The organism is Shewanella sp. KT0246, assembly GCF_019654955.1.
GTDB lineage: Bacteria > Pseudomonadota > Gammaproteobacteria > Enterobacterales > Shewanellaceae > Shewanella > Shewanella goraebulensis.
The window spans coordinates 12,741-33,242 of record NZ_BPEV01000034.1 but is presented as its reverse complement, the minus strand read 5'-3'; the positions used below and the strand labels follow the sequence as shown (position 1 = coordinate 33,242).

Sequence of the window (20,502 nt, the reverse complement as noted above, 5' to 3'; positions counted from 1 at the left end):
GATGTCTGCATTATTCAAGTCCGGGGTTTTAGTTGGAGATTAGAAAATTAAACACATTGCGTGGGTTGGCTGCATTAATTGTGTTTATTACTCATTTTAGCGATATTACAAATTGGCTTAATGGAATGTTAGGCGGAGGCTCTGGAGCATACGGTGTAATGCTGTTTTTCTTGCTGAGTGGTTTTTTAATGTCTCACTTATACCTGACCCAAAAATTCAGCAACGTTAATATCAAGCGCTACTTATTAGCTCGAATCGCAAGAGTCGTTCCATTATTCTTGGTTATTGTACTTAGCTCTTATGTTTTGTCCTTAATCGGCAATGATAGTCTTTATTACATTCCAGATACGAATGCACTGATTAGTCATCTACTATTTTTATATGGTGACAGTGTACTTTGGTCAATCCCCCCTGAAATACAATTTTACTTCGTATTCCTGATTTTTTGGTCATTTTCAAAGAATAGGAGAGGCTATATTTACCTTTCAATATTAGCGGTTATGCTCCTGCTATTTTTAGCAAACTTTCCACGAGTATATGGAGACATAAACGGAGTTCGTTACAACTTATTTAATACGTTAAGAAGTTTACCTTATTTTTTTATTGGGGTTATTTTTGGAATGCATTATAAGTCTTTTGAGGTGCCGAAATACCTTAAAAAACATTACTTTATTTTCGTGTTACTCTTAATACCTGCTATGTATCCAGAGCTCTCATCTGTTACGTCTGATGCTAAGACAAGAATGTGGTTAAGCTATGAAGTATTACTTGTAATGAGTTCCGTATTTTTTTGTATTGTATTTTTAGTTCCTGATAACAATGTACTATTAGCTAACAGATTCGGTGACTTCTTGGGAAAAGTATCTTATTCATTATATTTGCTTCACATGCCAATTATTATTTTTGTAAACAAGCTCAATTTAAGTGTTGAATTGAAATTATTATTATCTTTCGTTCTAACTGTTTCAGTAGCATTTGTATCATTTAAATATTTTGAAAAGCCCGTTGCTAGGTTCATACGTAACATAGCATCTAACAAGTCGTTTTAAAGGGCAAAAAACAGTTGGCTTTTGCCCCTTCGTCGCTAATTTTAGCCAACATATTATTTGCTTCTTAACGAGGCATTATAAGGCCTAAACATGACTCTTGAGCAAATTGCCTTTTTAGTTCTCTGGCCTATCTTTTCGCTCATAGGGATAATAGCTGTATACAAAAATAAGAAGCATAATGGCAAAGAGCGTTTTAAGTTTTCAGTTATCTTTATAATTGTTCCAATTCTTACAGCATTGTTTTATCTTTTAGTTACTTACCGAACTAAAGTGTTTTTTTGGTCTAATTCTGCCACCAAAGATCAAATGTGGATTGCTGACTCTGATATTGGTCATGATTCAACAGGTGGTGACTCTGGAACTAGTGGTGGATAATAAGCGCTTATAACAAGCTAATTTGCTCATTATTAGGGCGTTACAATCTCATTCCTGTCTAAGAAAGAGTTAGAAATTCACTTGTAAACGTAACTTATTTAGCATTTAATCTTTTTGCGATTATCTTTTAATCTGTTGGCGTTTTGATGAGTTATCACTACAACTAGTAATGCGAGTAATAAAAGCTAATTATGATACTAACCCGATTAGTTTTAGCCAAAACTGAACAAGCTGCGCTGTTAAAGTCGCTTGCCGTTAAAGCCTTTCAAGCTGATTTTGAGCAGTATGGAAGTTTTCCTCCTCATATTGAATCCACGCCTTGGCATCAGCAAAGTATTGAGTCTGGTCACTATTATATTATTAAATATGGAAGTCAAAATGCGGGTGGCATTTTAGTGGTGCTGAAAAGCCTGACTGAAATTGAGGTGAAGTACTTCTTTATTGCACCTGAGTTTCAGGATAAGAAAATAGGTTCTGAAACGATAAATCTACTTGAAAAACGCTATTCCCAAATCGTTAATTGGTCGCTTGTTACTCCCTATAAAGCTTTTCGTAATCATCACTTTTATCAAAAGCTCGGCTATAAAAAAGTAGGCGAAATTCAACCTGATATTAACGAAGCTTTTTGGTTATTTGAATACCAAAAAACGATTTGATTACCCCATCATACCCTTGTGACTTATCTCTATATTTAATTCTCTTAGTATAACTCTCTTAATTTAGTTAGGTGGTTTACAACCGTTGCAGTTCAGTATTTTATTCAGTAAGTTACAAGCTTAAATTAGTGAAACTAGATGTAACGGTTAAACGGTAAATAGTATTAAGGGAAACATGATGAAATGGAATTTTGTAAGCAATATCTCGACATTGCGCGTATCACTGCTGGTGTGGTTGGCGCTATTAATCCTTGCTTTAGCACCGTTTAAAGCACTTGCTGAAGATAAACCTACAAAAGTTGAGTTTGATTATGAAGGCTTTACTCAGCAGTACTTTGAAGCATGGAAAGGTTCACAGAAACCTGATGCGACCAAAGAAGATTTAGAACATTATTTATCTTTTTTAACTGATGATGTGGGTTACCAGCATTTACCTTGGAGCGATGACGATAGCCGTCAGCCTGACGGTAAAGCTGCGCTTCGTAAAGGAATGAGCTATTACTTAGCATCACACGATGAGTATTCAGCCAAACTCACTAATCAAGCCTACGGTCATAATGTGATAATGATTGAGTTCCATACTGTGGCAAAAGGGACTCACCCTGATAATGGTCAACTAACTCTTCATGATAACTCAGCGTTTGAAGTGCTTGAAATAGACGATGGCAAGGTGTCTGTGATTAGGCACTACTCTCAATAAAAGATTAAATAAATGAGTTAAGTAAAGTAATAATTAAAGCGTTAAATAAAGTATGAAATAAAGCCCCAAGGATTGAAAATGACAGGCATAACAAATTTAAATCAATTATTAGCTAATATGTCGCCAGAGTTACATACTGGTGAGTTTGTATTTTGCCATGTAAAAGGGCGAATTGCTGAATATGCCCATTTAGATCCCTTGTGCCTATTTCAGGAGCAAGAAGGGTTAACATTAGTGTTATCTTCAGAGGCAGCTATTCAATCCTACTTAACGTTTGAGGGACGTTTTAAGCAAATTACGTTAACGGTTCACTCTAGTTTAGAGGCGGTGGGATTAACTGCGGCTATCGCTCAAAAACTAACAGATTACGGTATCAGTGCCAATGTTATTGCTGCATATTATCATGACCATATCTTTGTGCCGGCCGATAAAGCCGCACTTGCCATGACAGCGCTAAAGGAGTTTTCTGTTAATTGAATTGAATTGAATTGAATTGAATTGAATTGAATTGAATTGAAGGTTTAAAACGATGCTGTTTATTTTTTTGCAAAGGTCATTGCATATAGTATTTCTAAAGCCTTTCAAAGTCATCGCAAAGAAGTGAGTTAAATGTCATCTATTTCTATCAAGCTTTCGCTCCAAGATTCATGTAACTCACTTATTCTCTAGTCAATTTAGCTACTCAGCGCCGATAGCCAATATAACTAACTAATTTAATAGTTATATTTGAGTTCTATATCGAATTAATTCTATACTGCAATTACACTAACAAGTCTCTAATTAACTGTTAACATTCTAATGGGTTAACAACTCAATTTAGCAGCTCAAATATAGCGTCGATTCAAGGGAAGGTTATGACTGATAAGAATAAAGAAGTTTCTTCAACTGAGGTTGTTGCTCAAACTGAAGAGGCTCAAGCCCAAGTCGAACAAGCTTCTACTGCTGATACCCCAGCAGATAAAGCAAAGAATCAAAAAATTCGTAAAGTCACCAATATCATTTTAATCGTGGTGTGTTTTTTATTTGTTTTTCACCTTATTGCTGACAGATATATTCCTTCTACAGATTTAGGTCGTATACGTGGTTTTGTGGTGCCAATTACTCCTCAGGTTTCTGGTGAAGTGATTGAGATTACTGCCTCTGCAAATACATTAATTAGAGAAGGTGAAGTACTGGCACGGATTAATCCAAAAGATTATGAAATAGCACTGTTTACTGCACAGCAAAATGTGACTCAAGCAGGGCAGAATATGGGAGCATTAACAGCTAATGTGACCGCTGCAAAAGCTAAAGTTGCTAATGCTGAAGCTAACTACACCAACGCTAAAGTGCAATCAAAACGTATTTTTACAATGGTTGAGCAAAATGTGATGTCGCAGGCTGATGCGGATAATGCCCGCGCAGAATTAGCCAGTGCAGAAGCCGGTGTTGCGGCGGCAAATGCTGACTTAGCCAAAGCAGAAGAGCGCTTAGGCTCAGAAGGTGAAAATAACACTGCCGTTAAATCTGCATTATTAGCACTTGAACAAGCAGAGCTTAATTTGGCGAGAACTGAAATTAAAGCACCAACTGACGGTGTAGCCTCTAATTTTCGTTTAAAAGAGGGGTTTTACGCTAATGCAGGGCAACCTGTTATGACGTTTATTTCGTCTGAAGATGTGTGGATTGAAGCAAACTTTAGAGAGAACAGCATTGGTAACATGAAGCCTGGCGATAAAGTGGAGTTTGCGTTGGATTATGCTCCTGGCAAGGTATTTACCGGTAAAGTCGCTTACATCGACTATGGTGTTGACTGGGGCCAAAACGAGCAAACAGGCAAACTTGCACAAACAACTGGTCAAACAGGATGGTTAAGGCAGTCTCAACGTTTCCCTGTGACCATTGTATTTGATGAAGATGAAGCGAAAGGTTTGCGCCGAGTAGGCGGCCAAGCTGACGTAATGGTTTATACCAAAGAGAGCTCAGTTATGAACTTATTTGGTAAGTTCTGGATTCGCTTAGTAAGCTGGTTCTCTTATGTCAGATAAGCAAACTGTTGCCATAGCCCCCGAACTTGAGGAAGCGATTTATACCCGTCGGGTTATTCGTTTTACTCTAGGTATCGGGCTGGCCGTGGCAGTTTCAGCGATATTTGCTTGGCAATTAGCGTTTATTGTTCCGGTGTTCGTGGCTAAGTTTTTAGTCGATAGAACCGAGCCGACTATTCAAACTGTTTATGAGTTGCTGTTATCAATGGTGGCGACGATTGCAATTGCATGGCTGGTAAGCTTTGGCCCTGTGCAATATCCGATGGTGTTGTTGCCACTTCTTGCGCTGCTGATGCTCTGGGCTTACTACCTTTTTTCAAATCCTAAATGGAATTTCTTTGCCACTATTTTGATTGTAGCAACCTTAGTATTACCCTATTTAGGCATACTTCATCCGGGTGCTGCTATTTTTGTTGGGGTGGGATTAAGCTTCTCAGGTGTTGTAGCTGTCGTCATTTTTACCTTATTGCATATTTTATTGCCTGATCTATCTCCTAACCGAGAAACCCATGTCGCAGCAGGGTTGACCTCTGATGAGCGCCTTTATGAGTCTGTTCGTGCATTGATTATTGCCTTTCCTGTGATTACTTTTTTCTACTTATTTGAGATTACTGGTGCGCTATTGACGATGATTTTTATCGCCATTTTGTCGTTACAATCTGCGGGAAGTAAGAGTGTAAAAGTGAGCTTGTTTTTGCTGATCACTAATGGCATCGGTGGTGCAATGGCGGTGGTTTTTTACAATTTATTAGTGATTGTCCCTGAGCTCACTTTTTACGTGGGTTTAGCAATGATCTGTGCATTATTATTTAGCCAAAAAATTTATGCTAACCCTGAAAAAGCGCCTATCTTTGCGGGAATATTTTCAGCGCTATTGGTGGTTGTCGGCTCGACAGCATCTTCAACTGATGCTGATGTGGCTACCAATTTTTATATTCGAATTGCGCAATTATTTCTTGTGGGAGTATACATGGTAGTAGCATCGTTCTTTCTTGAGACACGTAATTGGAAGTTTTTACAGAAAAGAACTGCCATGTAATGATTTGGCTATTTAGTTTTTTGATTCGTTGACCGTTAGTTTGAGGTGAAATAAATGCCATCACAAGTTTTTGAAAAAGAACAAAGCGCTTTTATTCCACTTTTGCGTGCCGAATACATAGCTCCGTTTGTCGCTAGACTTAAAGACTTTGAGAACAATGTTTATCCGCTTATTGAGCAAGCAGGTTTACCCGAGAGTCTGCTGACAAATGAGTATGATTACGTTTCAGAACAAGCGGTATTAAATTTATTAAAGTTAATGGCTGAAAAGCTGGGTAGGCAACGCTTTTCTGAGTGGTTATATCAAGTCGCTAGATCAATATTCATTCCTCAACACTTAGCTAAAATCTCCTTAAAAGGCTCAGTAAGACAAGCATTGATTGACTTTACTCATGTGGTAAACCTTGAGTCTAAACAAACCCAAGTACATTTGAAAACGGCCTTAAAAAAGGTGTGGTTTGCTCGTTTTCGTCAAAAAGAAGACCCCATTGAAATTGACCTTTCTGAGCAATTTGCTTTAACCATGATGGTTGAGTTAGTTCGAGCTGTGACACAAACCCATTGGCAACCAATTGATATTGCCCTGCAGTCTTCAAACGAAGCGCATTACTTAAACGTGTTAAAGCTTAATGAGTCACAAGTGTTTTACGCACGTAATGTGACTGCATTAAGTATCTCTGATGCGGTTTTAGATGGTCCTGTAAAGCTTAAAGAGGGGTGGGATTCCACATTAAAAACCATAGTAGAAAGCCCTAAAGGTTTTATTGCCAGCCTTCAGTTTGCATTATTACCTTATATGTCTTCAGGACGATTACCTATAACCGCTGCAGCAGATCTTTTAGGGTTAAGTGTACGTACATTGCAGCGTAGGCTTTCTGAAGAAGGGGTGAGTTACAGCCAAATGGTAGAAGGAATTTTCTTTCAGCAAGCTAAGACTCTTTTGTTAAACAAGGATATTGCTGTTACTCAGATATCAGCTTCCTTGGGTTATGCTGATGTTGCGCATTTCTCCAGAGCATTTAAGCGCATGTCTGGTTTCTCACCTCGAGTGTTTCGTCAAAATAACCAACCAAAATGAATTTGATACAACATTTGCAGTAAATACGCTATTGCCTCTGTCTTAAGTCTCAGTTTTATATTGTAAAATCGTTGGTTAACAGTTTTAAATGTTCTTTAATTGATATTTCATTGATTAATGAAATGTTTTTATGTTGTAGCGGGTGTTTTATTGGCAAAGTTGCGCTATATTTTTATTAATAAACGTATCAAAATTACTTTTGTTTAAAAGAGTTAGCGACCCATAACTGACAACTTGGTTTGTTAATATTATTTTTAAATGGAATGACATTAAATCAGGGACAGACATTATATGAGTGATAAACCTATTTCGAACTCTGCGGAGTTTACTCATGCAGCAGTGGATGCTGCGATTAAAATAGCGTTAATTTTCGCGATGGTGATTTGGTGTTTTAAAATCATTCAACCTTTCATTATGCCCATTTTATGGGGTGGTATTATTGCAATAGCTTTATACCCCGTCGTAAAACTCATTAGCCGTAAGCTTAAACTGACTATGGTTAAATCGAGCTTGCTGATCACCTTACTTTCATTGGCCTTGTTAATTGTCCCGACTGTATTATTTTCAGGCGCTATAGTATCTGGCACCCAAGATTTTGTCGCTGAAGTTCACGATGGCACTTTAGTGATCCCCGCACCTAAAGAGTCGGTTGCTGAACTCCCTTTAGTTGGCGATAAACTGTATAACGTTTGGTCTTCAGCTTCGTCCGATTTAGAGAAGTTGGTTAGAACTTATGCCGATGAAATAAAAACATTTTCAACCAAAGCAGCTGGTGCATTTGGTAGCTTTGGTATGACAGTCTTGCAGTTTTTAATATCAATCATTATTGCTGGCGTGTTTATGGGTAAAGCTGAAGGTTCAAACCAAATGTTCCATAAAGTCTCAGTAAGGCTTGCGGGTAAGCATGGTGAAGAGTTCTCCGCACTTGCTGTTGCTACCGTTCGAAGTGTGGTGCAAGGAGTTATTGGCGTCGCATTTATTCAGTCTATTTTGGCGGGTATTGGCTTAGGGTTAGCTGGGGTACCCGGTACAGGTATTTGGATGCTACTGGTGCTTATTCTAGCCATTATTCAATTACCGCCAATATTAATCTTGGCACCTATCATTGCTTATGTATTCAGCGTGGAATCATCTACGACAGCAATTATCTTTATGATTTGGAGCATTTTAGTGAGTGCCAGTGATGCATTCTTAAAGCCTATGCTAATGGGACGTGGCGTAGATATTCCTATGTTGGTGATATTGCTAGGTGCAATCGGCGGCATGATTTTGTCTGGCATCGTTGGGTTGTTTGTCGGCGCCGTGGTACTGGCATTAAGCTACAAACTATTTTCGGCATGGCTAGTTGTTGAAACTGCCGAAGTGGATACCGATTCAGTGTTACCTGAAGTTGAAAAGACAGAAGGATAAAGTCTGATGGGTAAAGTGATGTCGCAGGAAGACAACTTTAGTTATTTACTGGGGTCTTTAGTATTGGTGTTGTTAAGTGCGGCATTAGTTGAACAGTTTTTTGATGCTGGGCAAATGATTGTGGTAGGCACTACCGTAATGAGTTTGTCTATTTCGGTTATTGGCTTAGGTCAAAATAAACGCTGGATACGTTCAAGCTTTGGCTTGATGTTCACTACACTTGTTTTTGCCAGTATCGGCTCAGTATTTGAATTACTTAATCTGGATATTGTTGCCTTATTAACCATTCTTTCTTTTCTGATTGCAGCAACCTCACGCGCAGCGAAACAAGTATTATTTTCTGGCAAAATTTCGACTAACCAGATTATTGGCTCTATTTGTATATTTTTGCTTTTAGGGCTTATTTGGGCGTTCACCTATTTGTTATTAATCGAAATATTCGGTGCGGCCTTTAATGGAATCGAAGTACAGAAATGGCCTGATAATTTATCTACTGCAATTTACTACAGCTATATCACGCTAACCACTGTGGGTTACGGTGAGATTTCTCCCAATATGCCCATCGCGAGATTTTTTGCTTTTGCAGAGGCTATTTGTGGTCAGTTTTATATGGCGATTATTGTTGCCAGTTTAGTTGGGGCAAAAATGTCACAAACTGAAAATTAGCTAAAAGGCTAATTAAACTCTACTTTTTCGCGAAGTAGAGTCATTGACTCTAACGGATGAGGTCGCATGGATTTAACGAAGAAAAGTGTTTTGATTGTTGATGATATGGACGCCATCCGTAAAATCAGTTCAGATCAATTGCGTCGCTTTGGCATTGGTCATGTTCATCAGGCAGAAAATGGTGCAAAAGCGTTAAAAGTACTTCAAAACTATACCATTGATCTGATTATTTCTGATTGGAATATGCCTGTGATGTCGGGCATTGAGCTATTAAATGAAGTCCGTCAATCGACAAAGTGGCGACACATTCCTTTTCTAATGATAACTGCTGAGGCGGCAAGAGAGAGGGTGAGCACTGCAATCACAAGCGGCGTCACAGATATTGTTATTAAGCCATTTAATACAGTGACTTTACAACAACGTGTTGCACAATGCTTGAGTGGTCATATTAGTAACAAAGCTCAGTCTTTCCAGCAAGACGACCCCGCGTTAGTCGCCGATACTCTAAGTTCTCCCAATTCATCTAATACGATAGATGATAAAGATGCTCCTCGCTCTTCAGTATTGGTCGTTGATGATACTACCGATAATCTCACTTTAATTGGTGGATTATTAAAAGACGAATATCAAGTCAAGCTGGCTAAACAAGGTCAAAAAGCGCTGGAAATAGCCCAATCAGATTCGCCTCCCGATTTAATTCTATTAGATATCATGATGCCAGGTATGGATGGTTTTGAAGTACTAAAACGTCTAAGAGAGCATCCTCAATCTGCAAATATTCCTGTGATATTTGTTACAGCATTAACTGAAGATAAATACCAACTTCAGGGGTTAGATAGTGGCGCAGTCGATTATATTAGTAAACCTATCCAACCTGAATTATTAAAGCTGAGAGTTCGAAACTTGATGACTTATGTGCAAATGCATAAGCGTCTGCAGTCTGATTTTGACAACATGGTGACTACGGAAAAGTTAAAACAAGAAGTTCAGCAAGTATTGCAGCATGATTTAAAAGGACCTATTGCTGGGTTAATGGCGTTACTTGAACAGATAAGCCAAGATCCTCACATTTCCAAAAGTAACCTAGAAAATACTCACATCGCGGAAGATATGTCTTTTCAATTGTTGAATATGATCAATATGTCTAGTGAGTTATATAAAATTGAAACCGGTCGATTTACCTTAATACCAAAGCCATTTTCCATGTTCAATTTACTGGAAAAAATTATTGCGGTTTTAAAGAAAACTTTCCAAGTAAAACATCTATTGATTTACCTCGATTGTGAAGAGGATGGTGACGAAGACTACCTAGCACTGGGTGACGAAAGTCTTAGCTATTCGATGTTATTTAATCTGCTTAAAAATGCCTGTGAAGCAGCGCCAAATAAGACGCGCGTATCAATTTCTTTGAAGAGAATTGATAGCATTTCAAATACCGATTTAGATAAGCCTGCATTGATTATCACTATTCAGAATCTTGGCGTTGTAGAAGAACATATCCGCGACACTTTTTGGAACAAATACACTTCAGCTGGTAAAGATAATGGTACGGGTATTGGTACTTACTCAGCTAAGTTACTTGCAGAAGCACAAAATGGAAACGTTGCTTTAGAAATCAGTGATGAAAATGACACAACAAGCGTTTCGATTTCACTGCCACATGCTATGCAAGATTTATAAGCTATTGTTTTTGGATGGACTAATCTAGTTGAGTAAGGGGTCTGGAAAATAGGTTAGAAAATCATATAAATAGCTGATTGGTCTATCACTGTAATAACTGATGTAATGGAATTGGATGGAAATGAATATAACTTTATCCTCGATAGCAATTGGATTGTTGTTTTTACTATTGTGGCTGTTTTTACGTCTAAGAAAGCAAGCTAATAATGACCTCTCAACATTTTTTGAAAGTGGCACTAATCGGACTTTCACTGGCTTAATAGTGTGTTGTTTTTTAGTGCTACTTTCACTCATCGCTGCGATAGGTTTGAATGTTGCTTATAAACATGATTTAGAAAAAAGTGGCTTAGCGTTAAACTCTGTCGCTTTGACCACCGATGCTGCCTTGTCTTCATGGGTTAGAGGCTGGGAAGATAGAGTGGGCGCTGTTGCAACCAATCCATTGTTACTACAACGCGCTATTTATTTAACAAAAATCGGTCCAGATAAGGAAGAACTCCTTGAAAGTGATCATTTAGCCTGGTCTAGAGATGCTTATAAAAGGTATAGCGAATCGTTTGGTTCGTTAGGTTTTTTCATTATCACGTTAGATGGGAAGAATATTGCCTCAAGTCGTGACAATAATCTTGGCGTCACTAATATTGTTAAACGTGAACATCCCAAATTATTTGCTAGAGCTGTCAAAGGTGAAATTGTCATCACACCTCCGATGCGATCTGATATTGCTTTATCTAACCCTTATGGAATAGAGCGTGCTGATACCCCAACCATGTTTGTACTCAGTCCTATTACTCAAGATAATGGCGAAATTACCGCTGTGCTTTCACTTCGAATTGACCCTTATCTAGAATTTGCGAAATTAACCAAGAGTGGTGCAGTTGGAGATACTGGTGAATCATACTTTGTTGATGAGCAAGGCCGGATGCTGTCCCATAGCCGCTATGAAAAGCATTTAATTTCTTTTGGGTTACTAGAAGAAGGACAAATGTCAGTACTCAACCTGAAAGTCACTGACCCAATTCATGAGTTAACTGCACAGACCCCTGCAAGTGTTAATCATAATGAGCTTGGTCTGACTTACTCAGCCAAGCAAGTTAGCGCTAAGCGGAACGGTAGCAGTTATGAATCTTATCGAAACTATTTAGGTGTGGATGTTATAGGTGCTTGGAAGTGGGATGAGCGCTACGGTTTTGGTATCGTCACAGAAATGTCTATTGACGAAGCAAGCAGTAATTATTCGTACTTTAAAACCATCATCATTATTCTCATCAGCGTCATTGCGTTGTCATGCCTGTTATTGACTGTAGCAAGCCTCTGGCTTAGTCGTCATATTTTACGTCGATTACAAATCAGTAATGAGAAGTTAGAAAAAACCATTTCAATTCGAACTAGAGATATTCAAGAACGAGAAAACCGTTTATGGGATTTATACGAAAACTCAGCAGTGGCTTACGCAACTTTAGACGTCAATGGTAAGTTTACTAAGCACAACAAACAGTTCGCATTAATCACGGGTCATGAGCGCAAAGAGTTCACTGAATTAACCTGGGCAGATGTGCTTAATACCGATGATGGAGAAGGTCAGAGAGTTTTTAAATCGGCTCTGAAAGGTGTAGATACCTCTGATGCTAGGCTTATTTTAAATACAGAATCAGGTCAAAACCTTGCCGTGTCTCTTACTGTAAGAACTGAATTTAATGACGATACTAGCTTGAATGAAATTCGACTAGCACTGCTTGATATTGATGAGCAGGAGACTGTTCGAGCAGAGATGCAAAAGAATCAGCAACAGTATCAAACCTTAGTCGAAAATATTCAAGGGGCAGTATTTCGGTGCAATTACGTCGATTTAGTCAGTAATGATTTTACCGTTTCTTATATTAGTCCTAATTTTGAGCATATCACGGGCTACCCTGTTGCAGACTTTATTGGCACAGACCCTAAGCGGCGCTTTGTTCATTTAGCTATTGATGGCGACGGAGAAATGTTCTTTGAAACAGTCAGACAGGCAGCATTAAACAACAAAAAAGTGGTTGTTGATATGCGAATCCTTAATCGTTCTGGTGAACTCAGGTATGTTCAAGTTATGGCAAAGTTTGAAACGTCTGAAAATAATCGGAAAGGTTTTTTCGATGGCACTTTATTTGATATTACTGAACAAAAGCTTGCTGAAAACCTTTTATTAGACTCAGAAGAAAAACTTGAAGTTGCCGCTAAAAGTGCCCAAATGGGAATGTGGGATTTTTACCCTCACGAAAATCGTGTTGTCGTCAATCGTATGTACAGCCAAATGTTAGGTTATGAGCGGCTTGATATTTGTGCAAATGAAGATAAATGGGCAGAACTGACTTCGGGAGCTGAAACTTTTTCCGGCTTGATTCACCCAGATGATCATACTGATATTCTTAGTTTAAAACAGCCTGTAGCCGAAGGCGATGTCGAGCAAATTATTCGTCAAGAGTTTAGGATGCTCCGTAAAGATGGCAGTTACGACTGGATCTTAAGTATTGGGCAAACTTATCAATATCACGAAGATGGCAGCCCTGAACGGATAAGTGGCGTGCATATTAATGTTAATGCAGCAAAAGAGTTAGAAAGAGAGCTCGCAGCCGCCATTGCCGAAGCTGATGACGCCAACAAAGCCAAAAGTGATTTTCTGGCGAATATGAGCCATGAAATTCGCACTCCAATGAATGCCATTATCGGCATGTCACATTTAGCGCTAGAAACTGATTTAAGCCGTCAGCAGCGTAATTACATTGAAAAGACCAATGGTTCAGCTCAATCTTTATTAGGGATCATTAACGATATTCTCGATTTTTCTAAAATTGAGGCTGGTAAATTAGACATCGAAAACATTGATTTAAGCATTGATGAATTATTAAATAATGTTAGTAACCTTATTGGCATTAAAGTGGCTGATAAAGGTTTGGAGTTGTTATTTGATATTGATGAAAACATTCCTAAAAACTTGTTAGGTGATCCATTGCGAGTAGGGCAAGTGCTCATCAATTTAGCGAACAATGCCGTTAAGTTTACCGAGCATGGCAACATTATCATCTCAGCTAAATTAGTTGAACTTACCCCAAATCAAGCCAATATTATCTTTTCTGTAGCCGACTCAGGTATTGGTATGACGCCTGAGCAGCAGTCGCGACTGTTTAATGCGTTTTCACAAGCTGATGCATCAACGACTCGAAAGTATGGTGGTACAGGTCTAGGCTTAGCTATTTGCAAAAACCTTGCGGAATTGATGAATGCTGAGATCACGTTAAGTAGCGAGTCAGGTGTTGGCAGTATTTTTAATCTCAATATTCCTTTTGACTTAAATCCTATTTCTTCGAGCTCTCCAATGGAGCAAGACCTTTCTTATCTTGATGGTAAGTCGGTTTTATTAGTTGATGATAATCAGGCTGCGAGAGAGATATTATCTAACTTGTTGGTTAATGTAGGGATGAAGGTCAAAGTGCTAGATAGCGGTAAAGCTGCTATTGCCTGGCTCGACAGTGGTGAACAAACTGATGTCGCTATAGTCGATTGGCAGATGCCTGAAGTCAGTGGGATTGATGTCGCTCGATTTATTGGCGAACTCACACCAGAAATTAAACCTAAACTCATCATGATTACAGCGTATGGCAAAGAGGACTTATTACTCAGTGCAGCTGATGTGCATTTTGATAGCATTTTAACAAAGCCACAAACTCAATCTAGTCTCATTAAAGCGCTTTCTTATGTTATGTCGGATGAAGAATATCAATCTAGACATACTGATGAAGGCAGTGAACTGTCGAAGGCTCTAAAGCATTTAGCGGGCGCCAATATATTGATTGCAGAAGATAACGATTTAAACCAAGAGCTCATTCAAGAGTTACTTAACAATAAGCAAATCGAAACCACCATCGCGGTTAATGGTCAACAAGCCCTTGAACTGGTAGCTGAACAAGATTTTGATGGCGTGTTAATGGATTGCCAAATGCCAGTGATGGACGGCTATTCCTCAACCAGAAAAATACGTGAAATGCCACAAAACCAAGCTTTGCCTATTCTTGCGATGACAGCCAATGCTATGGCTGGAGATCGCGAAAAAGCGCTTGATGCAGGAATGAATGATCATATACCTAAGCCTATTGATGTAGAAGCGATGTTCATAACGATGGCGAAATGGATAACCCCAGTAAATCCGACTGAAATAGAATTCATTGAGCAAAATGGTACAGAGAAATTAGACTCAAATATTATAGAAATGAAGCATGTTGATACTGCTCAAGGCTTGATACGAACACAAGGTGATGTACGTTTATATCAAAAGTTATTAGCTAAATTCGTTACTGGTCAAAAAGGTTTTATTGGCGCATTTTCGAAGGCAATAGCAGTAAATGATGAACCTTTAGCAGCTCGGCTCGTACATACATTAAAAGGTGTTGCTGGCAGCATCGGCGCAATTAAGTTAGCTGAACAGGCCTTACATTTGGAGCAAGGGTTGTCTGAAAGTGACGTGAGCACGTTAGCTGACATTGAACTTGAGCTGTCTAAAGTATGTGAAGAAATATCCACTTCAATTCCTGCGGCGCAAATTGATAAAGTTCAACTATCATTAGACAAGTCATTAGCAATCAAAACCTTAGAAGTTTTAATTACCATGCTTGAAAGCTTTGATATGGAAGCGACTGAATATCTCGACAGTCACGGCGATTGTTTAAATGTAGAGCCGTTAGTACACAATTATAAATTACTAGAAAAGCAGTTGAATGATTATGAGTTAGATACGGCGATGGAAATCGCTAAACAGATGATTGAGCAATTATCGTTAATGGACTGAATAACGACGTATTAACGGATTGAACAAGGAGTGTAGATGGAAAAGCAGACTATATTAGTAGTGGACGATACCCCTGAAAACATTGATGTGTTAGCGGGTGTATTAAAGTCAGATTATCAGATTAAGATTGCTAAAAATGGTGAGTTAGCACTTAAAATTGCTCGTAGTATCAACTTAGACTTAATCTTGCTAGATATCATGATGCCGGGCATTGATGGTTTTGAAGTGTGCAAACAACTCAAACAAGATGAAAGAACTCGCCATATTCCAGTGATATTTGTGACCGCTAAAATTTCTGCTGATGATGAAATAAAAGGGTTAGAGCTCGGCGCTGCCGATTATATTACTAAGCCATTTAATCCGCCTATCGTACAACGTCGCGTACATACTCAACTAGCATTAACAGATCAAAACAGAATACTTGCGATTAAAGTACAGCAAAAGACGGCGGAAATTGCTCAAAATCAATTAAATGTTATTCGCCGCTTAGGCCGCGCAGCCGAATATAAAGATAATGAAACAGGGATGCATGTCATTCGCATGAGTTACTACACTCACGTGCTAGCTCTTGCAGCGGGGATGAATGAACCTGCTGCTGAAGTGCTAATGAATGCAGCCCCTATGCATGATGTAGGCAAAATCGGAATATCTGATGCCATTTTAAAGAAACCCGGAAAGCTCGAGTTTGAAGAGTTTGAGGAAATGAAAAAGCATTGCGTAATCGGCGCTGAAATCCTTGGTGACAAGGATTCAGAACTAATGACCATTGCTCAAGAAGTCGCGCTGACTCATCACGAAAAGTGGGATGGCAGTGGCTATCCCCATGGGTTAAGTGGTGAGAATATCCCATTAAATGGTCGTATTGTCGCCATCGCAGATGTATTTGATGCGTTAACCAGCGAGCGCCCATATAAAAAGGCGTGGACAGTAGACGATGCTATATCGCTTATTAAGCGAGAAGCAGGGAGTCACTTTGACCCTAAGTTAGTGCCGTTATTTGTTGATAAACTAGATGAAATTTTAGAAATAAAAGCTAAATTTAAAGATGTTGAGTAATGTTTTTATGGGTTTTATGTTGAACTCAATGAGTAAATGCTTAAGTGAGGGTGTTTAATATCACATATGGCGTGAAATGGTAACAAATGTTTTAGCGCTCGATTATAATAAGCCTATATCGAGTTAAGCGCTAAGCCAATGAGTGAAAAATGCTAAACGATGTAAGGCTTATTCAGAAGCGGTTAAGTAACACAGTAGTCATCTACGTGGCTTATTTCTGAACGGATTATTCACTCTATATGAGTGCCCTTATTTATCTGTGTAACTTGCCAATAACGGCAATTTAAACCTATTTTCGACAGAGGAAAATTACATGTCTAAGACTTTTATCAGTAAAAAATTACTTTTAGCTGCTGTTATGGTGCCTGCTTTATTAACAGGTTGTGCGACAGGTGATAACCCAGAGTCTAAAAAAGCCAATGCGCGTAAAGAAACACAGTCAGCGTTACAAGAGATTTACGCTGAACATAGCGGCGCAAAAACTGCGGTCGCTCAGTCAGTGGGTTATGTAGTTTGTACTGGTAGTAACAGCTACTTGTTTGCACTGTCAACCGGTGGCGGGGTCTGTGTACTAACCTCAAACGGTCAAAATTCTTATTACCGTTTCGCAACTGGCGGTGTGGGTGCGGGTATTGGTTGGAAGCAAATGGCCTTTGTACAAGCCTTTATGGATAACGATGCGATGACTCGCTTTAAAGAGTCTGGTTATGAAGGTCAAGCGCAGGCTGAAGCCAGTGCAAAATATGAAGAAAGCGGTGACCAAGCGTCAGCTAACCAATCTGTCGATGTCAGTGGTGTAAAAACCTACCAAGTTAACCTAATGGGGGCTGCAGCACAGGCGACGGTTCAAGGTTATAAGTACTGGGAAACTGATTTTTCTGACGATTTTGTTGAAAATGAAGAGTAAGCGCACCGCTTAAAAACTTCTTTGAATTAGTTTTTTAAAGCGAATTTGCTTAGCTTATAGAGTAAAAAATGAAAACCGCAACTGACTATTCAGTTGCGGTTTTTTATGGGATTAAATCAGTGGCAATATTTCTATAATGAGAATTTTTACTTCAGGTTTGTCAATTTTTAGACATTTGAGTAATTTTTGGCGTTTAGTATGAAGATTTAGATAAATTAATTAGGTTATTTTTTATCTTGGGGGTTAGCCGTTAATTTTAGAGGTTTGTGCTGATAATATAAAAAAAATTAGCCTGTTTAGCATAAAGTAGTGAAAATTACAGATGTGATTTTTAGTACGAGTTGAATTTACGAGTCAATTTCATGAGAAGAACTTATTAACTAAGCTATTCCTACAAGCTTAAGCGCTTATTTCGCTTTCCGTCAGTCGCTCAATGAGCTAAATTACCCATGTACGGATAAGAATAAAATTCAGGACGAATCTGTTTTTAAGGTGGATAGAAGTTGATTTCAGTATATTTAGTTGATGATCATGAATTAGTGAGAACTGGCATTCGTCGTTTATTAGAAGATGAACGAGGAATAAAAGTGGTTGGTGAAGCTCCTGACGGCGAAACTGCAGTGCAGTGGTCTCGTCAAAGTGAAGCGGATGTGATTCTGATGGACATGAATATGCCAGGTATGGGCGGATTAGAAGCCACCCGTAAAATTCTACGCTATCAACCGGAAGCGAAAATTATCGTACTCACGGTTCAAACAGAAGATCCATTTCCTACTAAAGTGATGCAAGCTGGTGCGTCAGGTTATTTAACCAAGGGCTCGACGTCGCCTGAAGTGCTGCGTGCCATTCAACAAGTGTCGCGAGGACAACGTTACTTATCGCCTGAAATAGCTCAGCAAATGGCATTGAGTCAGTTTAGTCACTCTGATGAAAATCCGTTTAGCAGTCTATCCGAGCGAGAGTTGCAGATCATGTTGATGATCACCAATGGTGAAAAGGTTAATGACATATCTGAAAAGCTAAATTTAAGCCCTAAAACAGTCAACAGTTATCGCTATCGTTTATTTGCCAAATTAGATATTGGTGGAGATGTTGAGTTGACCCGCCTAGCTATTCGCTACAAAATGCTCGATGCCAGTTCTTTTTAGACATTAGGTGTTCATACCAAGGTATCGACGCCTACTTTAGGATAGTTGATGCCTTCAAGCTTTAATTCAAAATTATTTTTAAAAACCGTTTCATCTTCTCCAGGTGTTTATCGTATGTACGATGACAAAGGTGAAGTGATTTATGTCGGTAAAGCAAAAGATCTCAAAAAGCGTCTTTCTTCGTATTTCAGAGCGAATCTGCCTAACGTTAAAACTCAAGCGCTTGTTGCCCGTATTGCTAATGTTGATGTGACGCTAACCCATAGCGAAACCGATGCATTACTGCTTGAAAACGATTACATCAAACAATACATGCCTAAGTACAATGTATTGTTACGTGATGATAAGTCCTATCCGTATATTTTATTAAGTGGCCATAAGCATCCTAGGTTGGCATATCACCGCGGCCCGAAAAGAGAGAAAGGCCATTACTTTGGGCCTTATCCTAATGGCGGCGCTGTGCGTGAAAGCCTAAACCTCATGCAAAAGCTGTTTCCTATTCGTCAGTGTGATGATTTGTATTATAAGTCTCGCTCTCGGCCTTGTTTACAATATCAACTTGAGCGCTGCAGTGCGCCTTGTGTAGGGCGTATCTCAGATGAAGATTATGCAGGCCAAGTTAAACTCGCGAGTTTGTTTTTACGAGGTAAAGACCAACAAGTGATCAGCGAGCTGGTGGCTAAAATGGACACTGCTGCCAATGAAATGGAATATGAGTCCGCGGCGCAATATCGTGATCAAATTACTGCATTAAGACGCGTCGCCGAACAGCAAGAAGTATCAAACCATAAAGGTGATATGGACGTGATTGGCGTGCATTACGCATCAGGCATTGTGTGTTTTCATTTATTGTTTATTCGCGACGGTAAAATTTTTGGCAGCCGTAGTTATTATCCGACAGTACCACCGGAAACCGACTTAGAAGAAGTGCTGGTGTCTTTCATAGGTCAGTTTTATTTAAACGCTGATATTCAAAGAACAATTCCTAAAGAAGTCATCATTAGCGAGAATTTTGATGAGAAAAAAGTTTTAGAAGAAACTATTTCAGCGGCGTTAGAGCGTAAATTTGAAATTAAAACCCATGTACGAGGGGAGCGCGCTAACTTCTTACGATTAGCAATAACAAATGCAACGAATGCAGTGAATACGCGTTTATCTCACAAGAATACCGTTGAGCAGCGATTTCAGTTATTGGAAGAAGCGTTGGAGTTTGGCCATCAGATCACCCGTATGGAATGTTTTGATATCAGTCATACGATGGGAGAAAGCACCGTAGCTTCTTGCGTGGTGTTTAACCGTGAAGGCCCTCATAAAGCAGACTATCGCCGTTATAACATTAATGGCATTACCGGCGGCGATGATTACGCTGCAATGGAGCAAGCACTAAAGCGTCGATTCGAAAAAATTGATAACAACGGCAAAGTGCCGGATATTGTGTTTATTGATGGCGGTATTGGCCAGTTGCGAATTGCACAAAAGATTGTTGATGAAAAGTGCGTGAACTTAGATAGACCACCATTGTTAATTGGCGTAACTAAAGGTGAAGGCCGTAAAGCAGGGCTCGAAACGTTTGTATTTGGCGGTACAGAACAAACTTTTGAGCTTGCCAGTGACTCGCCAGCATTCCACTTAATATTGCACATTCGAGATGAATCACACAGATTTGCTATTACTGGCCACCGTAATAAACGTCAGAAAACTCGCAATACTTCGACATTAGAATCGATCCAGGGTGTTGGGCCAAAGCGTCGCAAACTATTGTTACAACATTTGGGCGGAATACAGGAAGTGAAGGGCGCTAGTGTTGCTGAATTAACAAAAGTACCCGGAATTAGCCTAGAAATGGCACAAACAATCCATGATGCATTGCGAGGGGGATAAAATTAAGGCAAG

16 protein-coding genes are annotated in these 20,502 nt (G+C 39.1%); all 16 read left to right on the top strand.

Annotated features, from left to right (window positions below):
- Window positions 1-32 precede the first annotated feature (32 nt).
- The 16 genes from K5Q58_RS16020 (at window position 33) to uvrC (ending at window position 20,490) form a co-directional block, all read left to right on the top strand.
- The gene (locus tag K5Q58_RS16020) at window positions 33-1,049 is read left to right on the top strand and encodes an acyltransferase (protein WP_220754908.1); all 1,017 of its coding nucleotides are present in this window, start codon (window positions 33-35) and stop codon (window positions 1,047-1,049) included.
- 90 nt (window positions 1,050-1,139) lie between these two features.
- Window positions 1,140-1,424 carry a hypothetical protein gene (locus K5Q58_RS16015; protein ID WP_220754907.1) on the top strand — a complete coding sequence of 95 codons (285 nt, stop codon included), beginning with the start codon at window positions 1,140-1,142 and terminating at the stop codon, window positions 1,422-1,424.
- A gap of 191 nt (window positions 1,425-1,615) precedes the next feature.
- Window positions 1,616-2,080 (top strand): GNAT family N-acetyltransferase, encoded by a 465-nt coding sequence (locus K5Q58_RS16010; RefSeq protein WP_220754906.1) that lies wholly within the window; start codon window positions 1,616-1,618, stop codon window positions 2,078-2,080.
- A 178-nt stretch (window positions 2,081-2,258) separates the two neighbouring features.
- Window positions 2,259-2,780, top strand: coding sequence for a nuclear transport factor 2 family protein (locus K5Q58_RS16005; RefSeq protein ID WP_220754905.1), 522 nt, complete (start codon window positions 2,259-2,261; stop codon window positions 2,778-2,780).
- A gap of 78 nt (window positions 2,781-2,858) precedes the next feature.
- A complete protein-coding gene (locus tag K5Q58_RS16000; RefSeq protein WP_220754904.1) occupies window positions 2,859-3,257 on the top strand; it encodes an ACT domain-containing protein in 399 nt (132 codons plus the stop codon).
- A 377-nt stretch (window positions 3,258-3,634) separates the two neighbouring features.
- On the top strand, window positions 3,635-4,807 hold the full coding sequence (locus K5Q58_RS15995; RefSeq protein WP_220754903.1) for an HlyD family secretion protein: 1,173 nt from the start codon (window positions 3,635-3,637) through the stop codon (window positions 4,805-4,807).
- Entirely contained in the window at window positions 4,797-5,846 is a 1,050-nt protein-coding gene (locus K5Q58_RS15990; RefSeq protein WP_220754902.1) for a DUF2955 domain-containing protein, read from the top strand. Before K5Q58_RS15995 ends, K5Q58_RS15990 begins: the two co-directional genes overlap by 11 nt.
- Before the next feature lie 54 nt (window positions 5,847-5,900).
- Window positions 5,901-6,923 carry an AraC family transcriptional regulator gene (locus tag K5Q58_RS15985; RefSeq protein ID WP_220754901.1) on the top strand — a complete coding sequence of 341 codons (1,023 nt, stop codon included), beginning with the start codon at window positions 5,901-5,903 and terminating at the stop codon, window positions 6,921-6,923.
- Between the two features lie 291 nt (window positions 6,924-7,214).
- Entirely contained in the window at window positions 7,215-8,333 is a 1,119-nt protein-coding gene (locus K5Q58_RS15980) for an AI-2E family transporter (protein ID WP_220754900.1), read from the top strand.
- Between the two features lie 6 nt (window positions 8,334-8,339).
- Window positions 8,340-8,999, top strand: a complete 660-nt coding sequence (locus K5Q58_RS15975) for a potassium channel family protein (RefSeq protein ID WP_220754899.1) — start codon at window positions 8,340-8,342, stop codon at window positions 8,997-8,999.
- Between the two features lie 66 nt (window positions 9,000-9,065).
- Window positions 9,066-10,679: a hybrid sensor histidine kinase/response regulator gene (locus tag K5Q58_RS15970; protein ID WP_220754898.1), complete on the top strand. Its 1,614-nt coding sequence runs from the start codon at window positions 9,066-9,068 to the stop codon at window positions 10,677-10,679.
- Window positions 10,680-10,794: 115 nt separating this feature from the next.
- A complete protein-coding gene (locus tag K5Q58_RS15965; RefSeq protein ID WP_220754897.1) occupies window positions 10,795-15,498 on the top strand; it encodes a response regulator in 4,704 nt (1,567 codons plus the stop codon).
- A 36-nt stretch (window positions 15,499-15,534) separates the two neighbouring features.
- On the top strand, window positions 15,535-16,554 hold the full coding sequence (locus K5Q58_RS15960) for an HD-GYP domain-containing protein (RefSeq protein WP_220754896.1): 1,020 nt from the start codon (window positions 15,535-15,537) through the stop codon (window positions 16,552-16,554).
- Between the two features lie 313 nt (window positions 16,555-16,867).
- Complete coding sequence (locus K5Q58_RS15955) at window positions 16,868-17,461, top strand: hypothetical protein (RefSeq protein WP_220754895.1); 594 nt, start codon at window positions 16,868-16,870, stop codon at window positions 17,459-17,461.
- A 503-nt stretch (window positions 17,462-17,964) separates the two neighbouring features.
- Window positions 17,965-18,609, top strand: coding sequence for a UvrY/SirA/GacA family response regulator transcription factor (uvrY, locus tag K5Q58_RS15950; protein ID WP_102527121.1), 645 nt, complete (start codon window positions 17,965-17,967; stop codon window positions 18,607-18,609).
- Between the two features lie 48 nt (window positions 18,610-18,657).
- Window positions 18,658-20,490, top strand: a complete 1,833-nt coding sequence (uvrC, locus tag K5Q58_RS15945; protein ID WP_220754894.1) for an excinuclease ABC subunit UvrC — start codon at window positions 18,658-18,660, stop codon at window positions 20,488-20,490.
- The last annotated feature ends 12 nt before the right edge of the window (window positions 20,491-20,502 follow it).

Bases quoted from the DNA above. Each gene is read 5' to 3' on its own strand.
- K5Q58_RS16015 (WP_220754907.1), top strand. From the start codon at position 1,140: ATGACTCTTGAGCAAATTGCCTTTTTAGTTCTCTGGCCTATCTTTTCG.
- K5Q58_RS16010 (WP_220754906.1), top strand. From the start codon at position 1,616: ATGATACTAACCCGATTAGTTTTAGCCAAAACTGAACAAGCTGCGCTG.
- K5Q58_RS16005 (WP_220754905.1), top strand. From the start codon at position 2,259: ATGAAATGGAATTTTGTAAGCAATATCTCGACATTGCGCGTATCACTG.
- K5Q58_RS16000 (WP_220754904.1), top strand. From the start codon at position 2,859: ATGACAGGCATAACAAATTTAAATCAATTATTAGCTAATATGTCGCCA.
- K5Q58_RS15995 (WP_220754903.1), top strand. From the start codon at position 3,635: ATGACTGATAAGAATAAAGAAGTTTCTTCAACTGAGGTTGTTGCTCAA.
- K5Q58_RS15990 (WP_220754902.1), top strand. From the start codon at position 4,797: ATGTCAGATAAGCAAACTGTTGCCATAGCCCCCGAACTTGAGGAAGCG.
- K5Q58_RS15985 (WP_220754901.1), top strand. From the start codon at position 5,901: ATGCCATCACAAGTTTTTGAAAAAGAACAAAGCGCTTTTATTCCACTT.
- K5Q58_RS15980 (WP_220754900.1), top strand. From the start codon at position 7,215: ATGAGTGATAAACCTATTTCGAACTCTGCGGAGTTTACTCATGCAGCA.
- K5Q58_RS15975 (WP_220754899.1), top strand. From the start codon at position 8,340: ATGGGTAAAGTGATGTCGCAGGAAGACAACTTTAGTTATTTACTGGGG.
- K5Q58_RS15970 (WP_220754898.1), top strand. From the start codon at position 9,066: ATGGATTTAACGAAGAAAAGTGTTTTGATTGTTGATGATATGGACGCC.
- K5Q58_RS15965 (WP_220754897.1), top strand. From the start codon at position 10,795: ATGGAAATGAATATAACTTTATCCTCGATAGCAATTGGATTGTTGTTT.
- K5Q58_RS15960 (WP_220754896.1), top strand. From the start codon at position 15,535: ATGGAAAAGCAGACTATATTAGTAGTGGACGATACCCCTGAAAACATT.
- K5Q58_RS15955 (WP_220754895.1), top strand. From the start codon at position 16,868: ATGTCTAAGACTTTTATCAGTAAAAAATTACTTTTAGCTGCTGTTATG.
- uvrC (WP_220754894.1), top strand. From the start codon at position 18,658: ATGCCTTCAAGCTTTAATTCAAAATTATTTTTAAAAACCGTTTCATCT.